Annotated in this window: 18 protein-coding genes and 2 pseudogenes; 8 read left to right on the plus strand and 12 right to left on the minus strand. The window is 35.0% G+C overall.

The window, feature by feature from the left end; all coding sequences use genetic code 11:
- Positions 1–39: 39 nt before the first annotated feature.
- The gene (locus D9782_RS16115) at positions 40–933 is read left to right on the plus strand and encodes a LysR family transcriptional regulator (RefSeq protein WP_026680536.1); all 894 of its coding nucleotides are present in this window, start codon (positions 40–42) and stop codon (positions 931–933) included.
- Between the two features lie 158 nt (positions 934–1,091).
- On the opposite strand, the pseudogene D9782_RS16120 reads toward D9782_RS16115, so the two are convergent.
- From D9782_RS16120 to D9782_RS16130, 3 genes and pseudogenes are all read right to left on the minus strand, one after another.
- A pseudogene (locus D9782_RS16120) lies at positions 1,092–1,259 on the minus strand (hypothetical protein); the annotation flags it as partial.
- Between the two features lie 201 nt (positions 1,260–1,460).
- Positions 1,461–1,748, minus strand: coding sequence for a hypothetical protein (locus tag D9782_RS16125; RefSeq protein ID WP_121605194.1), 288 nt, complete (start codon positions 1,746–1,748; stop codon positions 1,461–1,463).
- Between the two features lie 206 nt (positions 1,749–1,954).
- Positions 1,955–2,332, minus strand: coding sequence for a hypothetical protein (locus D9782_RS16130; RefSeq protein WP_162986419.1), 378 nt, complete (start codon positions 2,330–2,332; stop codon positions 1,955–1,957).
- 136 nt (positions 2,333–2,468) lie between these two features.
- On the opposite strand from D9782_RS16130, the gene D9782_RS16135 reads away from it, so the two are divergent.
- Both D9782_RS16135 and D9782_RS16140 read left to right on the plus strand, forming a co-directional pair.
- Positions 2,469–2,672: a hypothetical protein gene (locus tag D9782_RS16135; protein ID WP_121605196.1), complete on the plus strand. Its 204-nt coding sequence runs from the start codon at positions 2,469–2,471 to the stop codon at positions 2,670–2,672.
- Positions 2,669–3,034, plus strand: a complete 366-nt coding sequence (locus tag D9782_RS16140) for an ATP-binding protein (protein ID WP_240455749.1) — start codon at positions 2,669–2,671, stop codon at positions 3,032–3,034. Before D9782_RS16135 ends, D9782_RS16140 begins: the two co-directional genes overlap by 4 nt.
- 356 nt (positions 3,035–3,390) lie before the next feature.
- On the opposite strand, the gene D9782_RS16145 is transcribed toward D9782_RS16140, so the two are convergent.
- A complete protein-coding gene (locus tag D9782_RS16145) occupies positions 3,391–3,807 on the minus strand; it encodes a universal stress protein (protein WP_026680548.1) in 417 nt (138 codons plus the stop codon).
- A gap of 30 nt (positions 3,808–3,837) precedes the next feature.
- The gene (locus D9782_RS16150) at positions 3,838–5,298 is read right to left on the minus strand and encodes a SulP family inorganic anion transporter (protein WP_026680549.1); all 1,461 of its coding nucleotides are present in this window, start codon (positions 5,296–5,298) and stop codon (positions 3,838–3,840) included.
- A 307-nt stretch (positions 5,299–5,605) separates the two neighbouring features.
- Here D9782_RS16150 and D9782_RS16155 point away from each other — a divergent pair, with 307 nt between their 5' ends.
- Positions 5,606–5,788 carry a helix-turn-helix domain-containing protein gene (locus D9782_RS16155; RefSeq protein WP_026680550.1) on the plus strand — a complete coding sequence of 61 codons (183 nt, stop codon included), beginning with the start codon at positions 5,606–5,608 and terminating at the stop codon, positions 5,786–5,788.
- A gap of 41 nt (positions 5,789–5,829) precedes the next feature.
- On the opposite strand, the gene D9782_RS16160 is transcribed toward D9782_RS16155, so the two are convergent.
- Positions 5,830–6,150 (minus strand): MFS transporter, encoded by a 321-nt coding sequence (locus D9782_RS16160; RefSeq protein ID WP_205601738.1) that lies wholly within the window; start codon positions 6,148–6,150, stop codon positions 5,830–5,832.
- A gap of 158 nt (positions 6,151–6,308) precedes the next feature.
- Between D9782_RS16160 and D9782_RS16165 the strand changes: the two genes are divergently transcribed.
- Positions 6,309–7,667, plus strand: coding sequence for a transposase (locus tag D9782_RS16165; protein ID WP_121605197.1), 1,359 nt, complete (start codon positions 6,309–6,311; stop codon positions 7,665–7,667).
- A gap of 87 nt (positions 7,668–7,754) precedes the next feature.
- Here the strand turns inward: D9782_RS16165 and D9782_RS16170 are convergent.
- Positions 7,755–8,117, minus strand: a pseudogene (locus tag D9782_RS16170) (transposase); the annotation flags it as partial.
- A 160-nt stretch (positions 8,118–8,277) separates the two neighbouring features.
- Here D9782_RS16170 and D9782_RS23820 point away from each other — a divergent pair.
- Both D9782_RS23820 and D9782_RS23825 read left to right on the plus strand, forming a co-directional pair.
- Positions 8,278–8,679 (plus strand): DUF4386 domain-containing protein, encoded by a 402-nt coding sequence (locus tag D9782_RS23820; RefSeq protein ID WP_256365753.1) that lies wholly within the window; start codon positions 8,278–8,280, stop codon positions 8,677–8,679.
- A 35-nt stretch (positions 8,680–8,714) separates the two neighbouring features.
- Positions 8,715–8,960: a DUF4386 family protein gene (locus D9782_RS23825; RefSeq protein WP_256365771.1), complete on the plus strand. Its 246-nt coding sequence runs from the start codon at positions 8,715–8,717 to the stop codon at positions 8,958–8,960.
- Positions 8,961–9,239: 279 nt separating this feature from the next.
- Here the strand turns inward: D9782_RS23825 and D9782_RS23830 are convergent, their stop codons facing one another.
- The gene (locus D9782_RS23830) at positions 9,240–9,362 is read right to left on the minus strand and encodes a hypothetical protein (protein WP_256365754.1); all 123 of its coding nucleotides are present in this window, start codon (positions 9,360–9,362) and stop codon (positions 9,240–9,242) included.
- Positions 9,363–10,405: 1,043 nt separating this feature from the next.
- Complete coding sequence (locus tag D9782_RS16180) at positions 10,406–11,761, minus strand: IS1182 family transposase (protein WP_121605198.1); 1,356 nt, start codon at positions 11,759–11,761, stop codon at positions 10,406–10,408.
- Between the two features lie 112 nt (positions 11,762–11,873).
- On the opposite strand from D9782_RS16180, the gene D9782_RS16185 reads away from it, so the two are divergent.
- Positions 11,874–12,185 carry a hypothetical protein gene (locus tag D9782_RS16185; protein WP_121605199.1) on the plus strand — a complete coding sequence of 104 codons (312 nt, stop codon included), beginning with the start codon at positions 11,874–11,876 and terminating at the stop codon, positions 12,183–12,185.
- 374 nt (positions 12,186–12,559) lie between these two features.
- Here the strand turns inward: D9782_RS16185 and glnA are convergent, their stop codons facing one another.
- From glnA to D9782_RS16205, 3 genes are all read right to left on the minus strand, one after another.
- The gene (gene glnA / locus D9782_RS16195) at positions 12,560–13,897 is read right to left on the minus strand and encodes a type I glutamate--ammonia ligase (protein WP_026680978.1); all 1,338 of its coding nucleotides are present in this window, start codon (positions 13,895–13,897) and stop codon (positions 12,560–12,562) included.
- An 86-nt stretch (positions 13,898–13,983) separates the two neighbouring features.
- The gene (locus D9782_RS16200) at positions 13,984–14,361 is read right to left on the minus strand and encodes a MerR family transcriptional regulator (RefSeq protein ID WP_121605904.1); all 378 of its coding nucleotides are present in this window, start codon (positions 14,359–14,361) and stop codon (positions 13,984–13,986) included.
- A gap of 151 nt (positions 14,362–14,512) precedes the next feature.
- Entirely contained in the window at positions 14,513–15,757 is a 1,245-nt protein-coding gene (locus D9782_RS16205; RefSeq protein ID WP_026680976.1) for a methionine gamma-lyase family protein, read from the minus strand.
- Positions 15,758–15,761: the final 4 nt, after the last annotated feature.

Consider the following 15,761-nt stretch of genomic DNA (forward strand, 5'->3'; position numbering starts at 1 on the left):
CAAAAATATTGATATCTGAAATCAAAAGGGATGTTAGTCATGAATTTGGAAGATCTTCGTGTTTTCACGGAAGTTGCAAAGGAAGCCAATATTACGAAAGCGGCCAAGAGTCTAAATTTTGTTCAATCCAATGTGACTGCAAAAATTAAACGACTTGAAAAGAATTATGAGACCACACTATTCTATCGTCATAAACATGGTGTGAATCTAACCGCTACTGGCGAGATTCTTTTTACTTATGCAGAAAAGGTTCTACGTCTAATGAATGATGTTGAGAAAACGTTAAAGAGCAGCAATAAGCCGAATGGAACGTTGTCCATTGGTTCAATGGAAACAACAGCAGCTACTCGGTTACCAAATATTTTGTCTTCCTATCATAAACAATACCCACAGGTAGAGTTGTCTCTTCAAACCGGTACCACAGCAGATCTAATAAAAGCAACTTTGAAACGCGAAATTGAAGGAGCCTTTGTAGCAGGGGAAGTTAATCATCCAGAGTTGGAGAAAATTGAGGTTGTTGAAGAAGAGTTGGTTTTGGTTTCAAAGAAAAATATCCTCACTAGCATAGATTTTGACCAACTAAACAATCAAACATTCATTGTGTTTAAGTCGGGATGTTTTTACAGAGATATATTGGAAAACTGGCTGGATTCAAAAGGAATTAGGCCAACCAAGATGATGGAATTAAACACCTTGGATGGTGTAATAGGCTGTGTCAAAGCCGGATTAGGCATTTCGCTTCTAACAAAGCCAGTAGCTGACAAGCTTGACAAGGATGGAGATATCACACGTTTTACACTACCAGCAGAATACGGGACGATTACAACAAGGTTTATTAATCATAAAGATATCGTTAAAACATCCGCATTCCGCGAATTTGTATCAGTTATACATTCAAGCGTATGCTTAAACAAAGTCCTAACATCATCATAATTTAATTCACACCTATTAGTTTTCTTTTAAATCAATTAGCCAGTTTCTCATTTTTTCAAGAAGTTTTCCATTAACCTTTAAAATTTTTGAATGGATCCAACCTATTTATAGAATTAGAGGAAACATTGATCAGTTCAAGCATCCAAAATTCTTGTTGCCTATAGGTGGCTATCATAGCGTATGGCAAATTCGTCATTCAATGTAGCTAGAGATATATTGTGTATAATTTCTGCATCATAATATCTATCATTTTGGTCTTTCAAACCAAACGCTGCTGTAGCATTTGAAATAAGGTATGTATTAAAACCTAAATTACCACTTATTCCATATTCAGTATTACAGTTTTCGGTTTCAATCGGTTTATATACACCTACCAAGGATTTATGTATACTGCTCAGGTAAATTACTTGTTATAGTTCTTACATTTTGCATTTAGTACACCACCACACTTCCTGTTTGTTTAGCATTCTGGACCTTTTCAAAAAGAATGACGCTTTTCCTTATTTCAGATAAGCGTGTTCGATTACTTAAAAAGAACTTCTTATTATAATCCCTTGCTTTTTTGCAAATTCATTGACCAGTTTTATGAATTTATTCTTATGTATTGATACGGAATTATGAATTTCTCTTTTGTCATCAATTACATATTCATCAAATATAATAAAGTTTAAATGGTCCATTTTTTTAATAACAAATCGATTACATTCATATTCTCCACTTCTAATATTGAAGGAATATACAAAATCAATGATTCCATCATAAAATTCCTGATCAGAAATTTCATCCTCTAAGAATGATTGTAGTAACTCTTGCATCTTTAATCCCCCTTTACACGAAATGTTACTGGCTATAAGAAAAAAGACTATTGTTGAAAATTGTCATTTATTCGGGGTGCCATATATGATTTCCCACTTCACCCCCCACCTATAATAGTTTTAGTATAGCATATTCCACAATCTGGAACTTTACAGCAATGCCGTCACAGTTCTTTTCCAAACTTGGTACCGATCTCTATCTAATCTTATTTCACTTGTATCTCATACATATTTTCTTGTTCCTTATCACGTATTATTATTTTATAAGGAATCTTTTCAATTGATAATTCATTTCTACTTACTTTAACAATTTGTTTTGCATACCTAGCAATTTCTTCAGCTACCTTTTGATCTTGTTTACCTTGTGATAAAGAAGTTTTCAAAATGATTTCAAGTGGTTTTGGATGGAAGGAATAAGCAAATCCGGTCACCTCATTGAATTCTTTATGCGACTCATCCATAACGGATGTGAAAATCTGCTGCCAGCTCTCATCTCTTAATTCTGATTCGCTCTTCCGTGTTACTTCAATTTTTAAATCTAATTGCGTCTTCGCATAAATTGTATCATGTACAAGTTTTTCCATTTCGCCCTTATTTTTATTATATTGCTGCTCAGTTGCTTTAATTTCTATTTGAATACTATTCTTTGAGCTGCAGATTATTTCAAAGCAGACAAAGGAGAACAATGGGGCAATCTTATCAGCAGCACTAAAAGAATGTGTGAAAAGAAATCTTTATAGTGCGACAGATTTTAGCGATATCGTTTCATACATCAAACGACAACGCCAAGCTGATGATACAATAACCGATAACGCCCGGGCTGTATCATCAATAAATAAGATTTCAGGCTGGCTCATGGATACGGAAGCCCAAAAGAGAACAGTAAATGCCTATACTGAAATATTGGAGGGTGAGTCTAATTGAGTCAGCTGAATCAATTACAAGATTTGATGAAAACCCTCCGCCTAACCGAAACAGCTATCCATCTTCCTACACTCATAAGAGAAGCTGAGCAAAAGGACGCATCCTTTACTCAGTTTCTCCTGGATGTGGCAACCTATGAACAAAAGCGCAGAGAAGAAAAGCTATTAGAGAAACGGTTTAAATGGGCGACGTTCCCGTTTTTCAGCACTCTGGAAGAATACGATTTAAAAGAACAGAAATCATTAAGTTCAAAGAAACTAAATCAGTTGAAGGACTTAACGTGGATGGAGCAGCTATATAATATTATTTTCCTTGGGCCGCCAGGCGTCGGCAAAACCCACCTATATCTATATAAAAGTTAATAATTTTTAGTTTACTCCTCAGAGAACGGTGAAGAAATTATATGAACTTTCTTTCTAGTTCAAGGTTATTTATGGGAAATATTCCCCTTTAAAAGGTAGATTGTATCGGAAATAAAATAATTGAACAAGCGGAAGCGCCCGATTAGAAACGTAGCGACTGGAACAAGTCAATGGAGATTAAGGAATCACGGTGTGCTTGCGAGCCGTGATGACTTATCGTGGGGCGATTCGTGAAGTAGCCTGGTTTCTGGGCGCTGGAGCCGGACATGGCTAACACGCTCATATTTATCCGCATGGGCTAATTTTATAATTTCCTATACTACAAAAAAAGAATATGGAAATAAACTCCACATCCCTTACTTAACTATAAGAACAGGACAATTTACACGTTTTGCAACCTTATGACTAACACTCCCTAAAATAAAAGACTGTAAGTCATTCAATCCTCTACTCCCTATTACTACACAATCATAAGATTTTTCATTTGCAAATTCAACAATTTCTGGTCCTGGATCACCATGAAGAACATTTGTATTGTAATCCATATCTGATTTATCTAACATATCTAAAATTGGCTTCAGTTTTTCTTCTCTTTTCTTTTCGATTTCTAGTTTATTGGTTGAATGTAAAACATCTTCTTTTGCCGTTTTTCCATCAACTACATATATAATATCAGTAGTCCCTTCGAATTTATTAGCAAGTTCTATTGCATATCTAGCGGATCGTATTGAGTGCTCCGACCCATCTACTGCCAGTAATATTCGTTTAAACAATTCATCTCACTCCTTACAATATTATTAGACTTAGTGACCAGCCGCGTTTGAAATACCACCAATACGTTTTTTCAGTTGCTTACTTTCCTCATTCAAACCAATATAATTTACATTGATATTATTCTGGGCAAACTTTGCTTCTATTTTATCTAACGCCCCAATGGCAGAGTCATCCCATAGATGGGCCTGTGTTAAGTCTATTTCTACTTCGGTTATAGTGTCTCCAAAATAGAATTTACTTGGAAGATCACTTACAGATGCAAAGAATAATTGTCCTTCAATACGATAGGTTTTTTTCTGATTTTGTACTACTTGACCTTCCGTTACTTTAACTTTAGAAATCTTAGCTGCGAAGAAAATAGCACTTAATAATACTCCAGCTAATACTCCAATAGCCAAATTGTGTGTTGCTAATACAATTATTATGGTAGTCAGCATTACTGCTGAATCGGTCTTAGGAATTTTAACAAGATTTTTAAGAGAAGACCAATCAAAAGTACTTATAGAAACCATGATCATAACTCCCGCTAAGGCAGCCATAGGAATTTGAACTACAACCTCACCTAGTATAATGATCATAGACATCAAAACAACACCTGCTACAAGTGAAGATAACCTACCACTTCCTCCAGATTTCACATTTATAACTGATTGTCCTATCATTGCACATCCACCCATTCCACCGAAGAAACCTGTGACTATATTCGCAATGCCTTGTCCACGACTTTCTTTATTTTTATTACTTTCTGTATCAGTCATATCATCAACTATATTAGCTGTTAATAATGATTCTACTAAACCAACGATTGCTAATGAAAAAGAATACGGAAGAATAATCAATAGTGTTTCCATTGTTAGTGGAATATCTGGGATTAAAAATACTGGTAATTGTTGTGTTATTATTCCCATATCACCTACTGTTCCAACATTTATATTACCTATTATGACAATCGCCGTAACAACAACAATTGCTACTAAGGTTGATGGAATAGCTTTTGTAAATCTAGGTAATAAATAAATAATGGCTAATGTTAATGCTACAAGTGCATACATAATCCATGTTTCACCAACAAAATGCTGTAACTGTGAAGTAAAAATCATGATAGCTAATGCATTTACAAATCCAATCATTACAGATCGTGGAACAAACTTCATCATTCTAGCCAACTTTAATATGCCAAATAATATTTGAATTATTCCTGTTAGAATAGTCGCAGCTAACAAATACTGTAACCCATGCTCTGCAACTAAATTAACCATGAGTAGTGCCATTGCTCCAGTAGCTCCGGATATCATCCCAGGTCTACCACCGACAAAGGCAATCACTAATGCTATAGAGAAAGAAGCATAAAGACCTACCATCGGATCAACACCAGCAATAATAGAAAAAGCGATTGCTTCTGGAATTAAAGCTAATGCGACAACGATTCCGGATAAGATATCTCCTTTTACATTTCCAAACCATTCTTGTTGTATCTTTAAAATATTCATTTTTCAGCTCCTCTTTGTTGTTATTATATATATATTAATAGACTAATAGTTCAAGGATTATTTCATAGAACAGAACGAATCATACCATATATATTATAAACAGCAAAATCCCAAGAAAACGCATCCATTTTATTATTACTTCAAATTTCTCCAATTTACTTTAGATAACTTCTATATCCAATTAATTATAAAATAGTTATATTTAATATAATTATCTATAACCATATATAATTATTTAAGTTGTTTTTTTTAAAACAATTAATTATGGTATGATTAGTTACAAGGAAAAATGTTTGGAGGCATTGTAATGACTCATGAGATTATGACCGTTGCACAGGTTGCAGAATACTTACAATTAAGTGAGATGACAACATATAAATTAGTTCAAGAAGGAAAAATCCCTGGTTTTAAAATCGGAAGACATTGGAGAGTAAAAAAAGAAGATTTAAATGAATTCATCGAAAGATTAAAAAACGGAGAAAGAATCTAATATAAAAAGACCCTAAAACGATAAGCCTAGGGTCTTTTATTTTAGCCATTAGCTAGTTGAGATTTCTCTGGTTTTTTTGCAATCAGAGCACAGAACAATCCGATTAAAGGAAATAATAAAGTAGCTAACAGTACAGGAGTGTAGCTATGGAAAATATCAAAGCCTACCCCAAAAGGTAGTGGTCCAAAGGCTGATCCTAATACCCCCATCGTTACGCCTACTCCATTAATACTACCTATATATTTACGCCCGAAATAATTTGGCCAAATTATATTTAATCCAATTCGTTCTAATCCATTTGCTATCCCCCATAAGACACCAAATGCAAAAGCCACATAGACATTCGTTGTTACAAGTAACATCAATAGTAATATAATTTCTATTAAAAATATGAGTTAATTTCATAATATAGAGCCCTTGGGGCTCAAGACTTTAAAGACATAAAAATTAGAGCACCTCCCCAAATCCTGTATAATGTTAGTTACCACACAAACATAAACAGAGAGGTGAGATGCCCCCTATGTCTATTATACGACAACAAAGCTTGTTTGACATACACGAATTATATGAGATGGAACCTACCCATCATTTTGAAGCTGTTTTTTCAACAATCAATTTGGATCCTATCTTGAATTTATTTGATAAACCTAATAAAGTTGGTGCCCCAAGAGAACTGAATTACGGTGCCATGATCTACTCATTAATCGCTCGTGTGGTGGAGCGAATTGTAACAATCAAAGACCTGATTAGGCGTTTAAAACGTGATCCTATTTTTCGATATGACTGTGGATTTCTTCACTCTGACCAAATTCCATCTGAAGCTTCTTATTCAAGAATGGTTACTATCATCAGTGAATCAGATGAGATGGAACATATCCATGATGAGCTTATTTTTCTTGCCATCGATGAAGGGCATATCGGCGAAGAAAACATCGCTATTGACGCTACTCATTTCGAGGCAAGAGATCGCGCTCATACATCCGATAAGAAAGAAAGGACAACACCGAAAAAGCGCGGACGCAAACCAAAAGCTGAGCGTGAACAATGGCTCAAAGAAAAACAGGCCGAGGAAGAAGCGCGTCCGATTTATGAAAAAGAAATTGTTCATCAGCTTTCTGAATCAGTGGAAGTGTTGTTGAATGAAGCCCCCATCGAACCAAAATGGGGAGTCAAGAAAAACAGTGATGGAAAAAACATCTTCTGGTTTGGCTACAAAGGTCACTTAGCCGTTAGCACAAAAAGCCAGTACATTCTTGCGGGGATGATGACGTCCGGTAGCCTCAATGATGGAAAGGCAGCCATCCCTTTATTAAAGAAAATTGATCGCGATCTTCCGTCTTTATTTACTGCTGGCCTTTTCGATGCCGGTTACGATTATGAACCAATCTATCAACAATTAATCGATCAGGATCTACAAGCTGTCATTCCATATAACCGACGTAACGAAGGAGAGACGGTTGGTTATGACGAGTACTTCGCACCGACTTGTGTCCTAGAGCATTCCTATCGCTACGACAGCTTCGATCCAAAATACAAGACATTGAAATATACACGTCCGAAGGAATGTGCAACGTGCCCATTACAACACGACTCACTTTGTCAAAAGACTTTTAAAATCAAACAATCTACAGATATCCGAAAGTACACCAATCCCGCAAGGGGATCGAAAAAATGGGATGAACTGTACAAAGAACGTACCGCTGTCGAACGTGTTAATGCCTATTTGAAAGAATTCTTTGGACTGAATAATGTCCGTCACCGAACCGGGAAAAAATCAAGTCTTCACTTCCATTTGGTGACGCTTGTTTATAATGCCTCAAGATTAGCCGCGGATCGGATTAGACTAGAAATGAAATATAAGACGCTAAAAGCTGCATAAATAAAATTGATCTTTATTAAAAAAACTTGAAAATCATCAAGGAACAACTCTATGCATTTTTAAAAACAGCAATTATGAAATTGATTCATTCAATAAATTTTTGTCTTTTAAACGTAATTTACGGAACTTGGTTAGAGAACTTGGCTCCATCACGAATTCTTCTGGAGCCATACCAAGAAAATATTTAAAGGACATGTCATATTTGGAACGCTCTACAATGTCCACATCAGATAAATCATAGATTGTTTTTAGAAGTAAATATTTAAACATACGGATTGGATCAATGGCATTCCTACCAGTTGTATGACAGTATTTATCGTTTAATTCATCATATATAAAAGAAAAATCTACTAACTCATTAAGCTTTCGTAAAACATTATCCTTAGGTACAACCAGATCATAAATTTCCGAATATGCACTTAATATTATTGATTGTTGTTTTTGTATCATTGTATCCACCCGCTCCATCTTAGTACTTTTATTGTAACTAAAAAAAGATATGAATCCCATAATAAAATGGAAATCATATCTTTTTTGGACTTTTTCAGTGGCCTCATAAACCCCTATTCTGTTAAATTTTTATAAAAAGTAGGTATTGGGAGGTTAAATGTTGAGTAAGAGTACAAGTTCTGCGCTAATTACTGGAATGTTATTAATAGCCGGGATGGTTGTAGGTATATTTAGTGTTGTTCCTGTTATAGATGAAGCAAACTACATTGTCAATGCTTTTACATATAAAAACCAAGTACTAATAGGAGGGTTTTTCCAGTTGTTAATGATTGTTGCATACGTTGGTATTCCTATTTTAATGTATCCGATACTAAGTAAGCATAATAAAGGTTTGGCTCTTGGGTCTGTAGCCTTTGGCATTATTGCGGGTGTGTTCATTATAATTGGTGTATTCATTCTTCTGTTACTATTGACATTAAGCCATGAATTTACAAAAGTTGGAGCAATGGATATATCGTATTTTCAGTTCTTAGGTGAATTGAGACAGGACGTGATTTGGTGAACCATGTGGCAACGACCCTGGCTTTTGCTTTGGCTATGCTCTTATTTAACTGCATATTTTGCCAAACAAAACTTGTTCCACGTTGGTTGTCAGTTTGGGGTATTATTGGATCTACATTGTCCATATTGGCAAGCTTATTATTTATGATTTACTTCATCGGTTTGGATGCAACCTACATGATACTAAACATTCCAATAGCCTTTCATCAACTGGTTTTGGCTATATGGTTAATTGTTAAAGGATTCAACCCAACGGTACAGGATTCAGTATCAAGGCTCTAGACAAAGAAGTGTAACTAAAATGATTCAATCAGAAAATTTTTAAAAAAACAGCAAGTGCATATGATTAATTAGAAGGATGAACAGACTTACTCAAAATTTCCTAGAGAACTTAGTGTTGTTCCTTTTAATCTATCCGCACATCAATAATGCTTTTTATAAGTAAATATGGTCCGGCTACTTTAATGTGTTTTATTTCAATACAATGCCACCTTCTTTTAACTTCTCTCGACAGTAATTATAAGAAGATGTTTTTATGTATGTTTAAATTTTTCCAAACCATTAGTTTCCTTCCTGCTTTTCATACCACATTTGATAAACATAAATGACATTGGCAACTATTGTCATTATTAATAACATTAGGATTTCTGACAAGTTCCCTGTAACAATTTCAACTTCCCTCATCCATGGAACTAAAGCATATACAAACATCCCATCCAAAATTAAATTAGTTACAAAATATACCCAAAACTTCCGAAAAGTAAAATGAAAGATCCATATGGTTGCAACCCAATATGCGCTGAACACTAAAGGAGCAGGTGTTATTTTATCCCAAGAAAAAAGGGATTTATCGTATTTCCACCAGTTTTGTGTCAGGCAATCTCATACAAAATAACATTTATGACTGTTACAAAAAGCGCGACTGATATATATCTTCGAATAACAGAACGATCTAAAAAAATAAAGATATGAATGGCAAAATAAAAACAGCCCAAAAAGTGATTTGAATCATTAGTAAAACAACATCCTTTTCTAAATATTTGATATATAGAATGCATATACTTGCACCAATTTATGCATTGACTATAAAAAATAAAAGAGGAATTTTATGAATATGAAATAAACGATAAGAACGTTCTCGATAGGTGATTTTATGAAAGAGAAATGACTAAGATTGTTATGGAGAAGTAAATTATGAAACGAATTTTGAATTGAAGGATGGTTTCGTGGATCAGTTAAGAAGACTAGAAAATGAAAATCCTCGCTGATCCTTAGTTTTTGCACACTAATACCTTTATGTATATAATGTAAAAGCTCCTGCTGTGAGGGGTGTTTTAGTTTGTTTGATATGACGTTATATTCTTTAAAAATTTTATTCTTTAAATAGATTGGCAGGAATTTGAGAACTTTTATAGAAATATAATTTAATCATAAAAGGGCAGTAAGTTACTATAAAAGCCGTAGTGGTAAAGAACCGACAATAAATTTTTGTAAAAACAAATTCCGTTACCCAAAGAGAGGTGATAACTAATTAATATTTGGCATCCAAAGGAATATGAACATGGAGAATTCTTAGATAAAATTTCTTTATCTGAATCACCCAAAGGATTGGTTATAAAAGTTGAAAATGAAAATAGAATATTTAGCTTTATGACTCAATTTCATAATTACTTTTTTAATAAAATCAAAGAGCTGCAGAATTCTCAAAAATATTTTTTAAAATTAATCTAAGCAGCTATATTTTGATGAAGCATTGAATTAATACGATCACTGGCTAGTTTTGATGCATTATAAATAAGCGTTACGATGTCAAAATGAACCTTCGCTCGTTTTCCAGTACGGTAACGGATATTGTCTAGTTGATAATATTCCTTGAGATAAGCATTCACACGTTCTACAGCAGTACGCCGTTTAAAAATGGATTTCCATGCTTTTGACCCTCGTGCAGGTGCTGTATATCTTCGAAGGTTGGTAGTTATTTTCACCTTGTAAATCTTTTGACATAGACCTTCGGTTGCTAGCGGACAATCCTTACATTCCTTTGGTCGTGTGTATTTCAAGGTTTCATATTTGGTATCAAAGCTATCATAACGATAAGAATGTTCTCGAAAACAGGTAGGTGCAAAGTGTTTATCGAATCCAATGGGATCAGATTCATTTCGCTTATTGTAAGCTATTACTGATTGTTGCCCCATACGGTTTACTTGGACATAAATAGGATCATAATCATAACCAGCATCCATTGTTTGATAACGTAAAGATGAAAGAGATAGACGTTCATGAATGCCCTTCAATAAAGGAATGGCTGCTTTTCCATCATTTAAACTGCCTGAAGAAAACAAAGACTGCAAAATGTATTGACTTGATGTGCCAACTGCTAGATGTCCTTTATAGCCATACCAGAACACATGTTTACCTTCACTGTTTTTCTTTATGCCCCATTTCGGATCTTGAGGAACTTCGTTCCTCAGTTCTGTTAGTGGTACAGGTAACTGAGCTTCAATCTTTTTTTCGTAAAGTGGAAGGCTTGCTTCCTTTTTAGCTTGTTCTTCCAACCATTGTTCTCGTTCTGCCTTTGATTTACGACCACGTTTTTTCGGTTCTGTCTTTGTTTTTTCTTCTTTAGCTGGAGCTTGATCACGTGCTTCAAAATGAGTTGCATCGATTGCAACGGTATCATCGATAATGAAACCTTCTGTAATCGCTTGAAATAAAACTGTCTCTTGTGCTAATTCAAGTGTATTAGAATCACTGAGTTTAGTGATCAATCGAGAATAAGCAGCCTCCGAAGGAGTCTCATCAGATACAAGAAATCCGCAGTTCCATTTGAACAGTGGGTCGTCTTTCAGACGTTTAATCAAGTCTTTAATTGTTGGAATACGTTCAATTATACGAACGCATAATGAGATAATCATTGCGGCATAGTTGAGCTTGACCGGTGCTCCAAGCCTTGATTTCTTGTTCACTTGATATAAGATTGCGTCCACATCTATTTCTGAAATGATTGCTTCATAACGTTGGGTAGGTTCCATTTCCAATAAGTCATAGATGTCAAATAAGCTCTCTTGTCGTATAATAGACATAGGGAGTCCCTCCAGTCTTTTGGTTAGTTTGGTCACTTACCATTATACTAGACTTGGGGAGGTACTCCATTTTTTATGTCTTAAACCCATTGAGCCGCAAAGGCTCATAATTATGAAATTCACTATTATATATGATCAATCAGAATTCGGGAATTTTGTACTTGCAATTCGTCTTATAGATGAAATGAAAGCGAGCTATTTATTAGAAGCAGCCAGTATAGCTAGGGAAGACTATTTTGGAGATAACAAGCAAAATTGGTATCTATATAAAACAACAAAATCCGAATTTATAAAATGGTTTGATAATTTACCCGGACCAGGAACTGACATTGACAATATCGAACATCAAATTATTTCTACATCAGAAACTACATTTGAGATATTAAGTAAATATGAACCTATCGTAAAAGCGGAATTGAAATAAAACGCCATTTCATTTGCATTTAGTGCTTTCCAGAAATAATGGTGATCATATGCCTGTGAATTCACTCTTTAAGAAAAATATTAAGCCAAGCTAGATCGCCTAATTTTCCTATTCATTCTCTCAGATACACGCACATTGTTTTACTTATGGAAGCTAGAAAGACTAGGCAATGGCAGCTATCAAATTACTGCAGATGTCTCTTCTCATATTTCCAAAAAGCTAGATGAACAATCAATATGAGTCTTATTTCAATGAAATCAATACATAATTTTCAAAATAAAAGTGGGGCGTTTGTGAGTAAGGTAAAATATGAACGATTAAAAACCGTTTTAAAAAACTCCTCAACACATTATGTGCTAAGGAGTTAATCAATCTTAATACGTGCTCAAGTATTGTTCACGTTCCCAAGGATGCACTTGTGTTTTGAACATATCCCATTCGATTTCTTTTGCTTCTACAAAATGTTCGAAAAGATGTTCACCTAGAGAGTTAACAATTACTTGGTTTTTCTTCAATTCTTCTAAAGCACCTGCAAGTGTGCTTGGTAAATCTTGAATTCCATTTTCTTCACGCTCTTCCTTCGTCATAACATAAATATTACGATCTACTGCTGCAGGTGGTGTCATTGATTTTTCAATACCATCTAATCCAGCTGCCAATAAAGAAGATAGAGCTAGATAAGGATTTGCAGATGGATCTACACTGCGAGCTTCAACACGTGTGCTAATTCCTCGAGAGTTTGGAATACGCATTAGACAGCTTCGATTAGAGCCAGACCAAGCAATATAGCTAGGAGCTTCATAGCCAGGAACTAGTCGTTTATAAGAGTTTACTGTTGGATTGGTAACAGCCGTAAAGCTATTAGCATGCTTAATAACACCTGCAATAAATTGATATGCAGTCTCACTTAACTCCATATCGCCATTTTTGTCATAGAATGCATTTTCACCATTTTTGAAAAGTGACATATTTACATGCATTCCGGATCCGTTTACACCGAATAACGGTTTAGGCATGAATGTCGCATGTAGATTATGCTTTCTAGCAATGGTTTTCACCACTAACTTAAATGTTTGAATATCATCTGCATGTTTTACAGCATCAGAATATTTGAAATCTATTTCGTGTTGGCCGGGGGCAACTTCATGGTGGGAAGCTTCAATCTCAAAGCCCATCTCTTCTAACTCAAGCACGATATCTCTTCGACAATTTTCACCTAAATCAGTAGGTGCCAAATCAAAATATCCACCATGGTCATTTAATTCTAGAGAAGGTTCGCCTTTTTCATCCAATTTGAATAAGAAGAATTCCGGTTCCGTACCGATATTAAATGCATCAAATCCAAGTTCTTCCATTTTCTTCAGGTTTCTCTTTAGATTATATCTTGGATCGCCTTCAAAAGGAGTACCATCTGTCTTATAAATATCACAAATAAAACGTGCTACTTTCCCTTTTTCAGAAGTCCACGGGAACACAACAAATGTATCTAAGTCCGGATATAAATACATATCTGACTCTTCAATTCGAACAAATCCCTCAATTGAAGACCCGTCAAACATCATTTTATTATCAAGTGCCTTGTCTAGCTGACTTAGTGGGATTTCCACATTTTTAATTGTTCCAAGCATATCCGTAAATTGTAAACGAATAAAACGAACGTTTTCCTCTTTAATTTGCTTTAGAATCTCTTCCCTAGTAAAGCTTTTTCCCATTCTTTCTCCTCCTATGAACTATATTTTTTATTTGAATAGAAAAACAGTTCTATAACATACTGTTAACACACTTGTTTTCCTAAACCTTATGGATGATTGGTAAAAAATCGTGACAGCTCTCCTTGCCGTAAATTTGCTTTTCCGTGTCTGCCAGGTTCTTTTAACTCGTTTCTTAAAATTCTGCGGAGATCTTTCTCGCTTAAATCTGATGATTCAGACGATTTTTTGCCTACTTCTTTCTTTTCTTGTCCTTCACTCAATAGCAGCTTGATACCAGCGATATTTAAGCCTTTATCCAATAAATCTTTTATTTCTAATAACCTATCTACATCATGAAAAGAAAATAATCGCTGATTACCACTTGTTCTTTCTGGGTGAATTAATTCATGTTCTTCATAATATCTTATTTGTCTTGCTGTTAATTCTGTCAATTTAATAACAATGCCAATTCCAAATAAGGGCATGGAACGACGATCCTGATCATTCAATTCATGACCCCCTCATCATTAATACTATTTTATTATATGTTATGTAAAATAACATGTCAATAATATGTTAGGTTTTCTAACATAAAAAAGGCGTTTAAAACATAACGCCCTTTGCCATGGATATACCCTACTTTATAGGATTATAATCATCACTTTTTAATTTTTTTAACGATTCAACGAGTGCTATTTTAACGTGTGCATAGGTTAAACCACCCTGCACAAATGCAATATAAGGTGGGCGTAGTGGTCCATCCGCTGATAATTCAATACTGGCTCCCTGTATAAATGTTCCGGCTGCCATAATGACCTCATCTTCATAGCCTGGCATTTCACTTGGGTAAGGCTTTACATAGGAATTAACCGGCGAATTTTCTTGAATTGCCTGACAGAAGGTAATCATTTGCTCTCTATCCTGAAAGGTAACCGATTGAATTAAATCTGTTCGTTTCGCTTGGAAGCTTGGTGATGTATTATATCCAGCAAGCTCCATGATCCGTGAAGTAAAAATAGCCCCCTTTAATGCTTCACCAACAACATGTGGCGCAAGGAAAAAACCTTGATACATTTCATGTAATGTATCCAATGTAGCTCCTGTTTCTTTACCTAACCCTGGTGCGGTTAAACGATTAGCGCATTGCTGGATTAGATCACTTCTACCAGCAATATATCCCCCTGCTCTAGCTAAACCACCTCCAGGATTTTTAATAAGTGAGCCGGCAATAATATCTGCACCAACATGAAGTGGTTCTTTCTCTTCAACAAATTCCCCATAACAGTTGTCCACAAATACGATAGCATCCGAATCAATTTCTTTTATAAAATGAATCATCTCACTAATCTGAGTAAGGGTAAAGGACGGGCGATCATCATAGCCTTTTGATCGTTGAATGCCAATTACTTTTGGATTTGAAATCATAGCCTCCCTTACCCCAACAAAGTCAATACTACCGTTACTCATTAGATCCACTTTATTATAGGAAATATGAAAATCACGGAGAGAACCAGTATTTGTACCTCTTATACCAATTACTTCTTCTAACGTATCATATGGCTTCCCAGTTATGTATAATATTTCATCGCCTGGTCGCAGCATCCCAAATAGTGTAGTCGTAATGGCATGGGTCCCTGATACAATTTGTGGTCTGACGAGTGCATCTTCTCCACCAAAAACATCAGCATAGATCCGCTCTAAAACTTCCCTACCTAAATCATCATATCCATAACCGCTGGTTGAATTAAAATGTGAATCACTTACTCGATATTTTCTAAATGCATCTAAAACTCTTTTTTGATTCGTTTCTACGATATGACTAACATTTCTATGCTGCTCTGCACAGTCAAATTCTGCCTGTTTAATTAACTGTTCAATCATTTGC

Source organism: Virgibacillus sp. Bac332 (genome assembly GCF_003667785.1).
Lineage (GTDB): Bacteria > Bacillota > Bacilli > Bacillales > Amphibacillaceae > Virgibacillus > Virgibacillus salarius.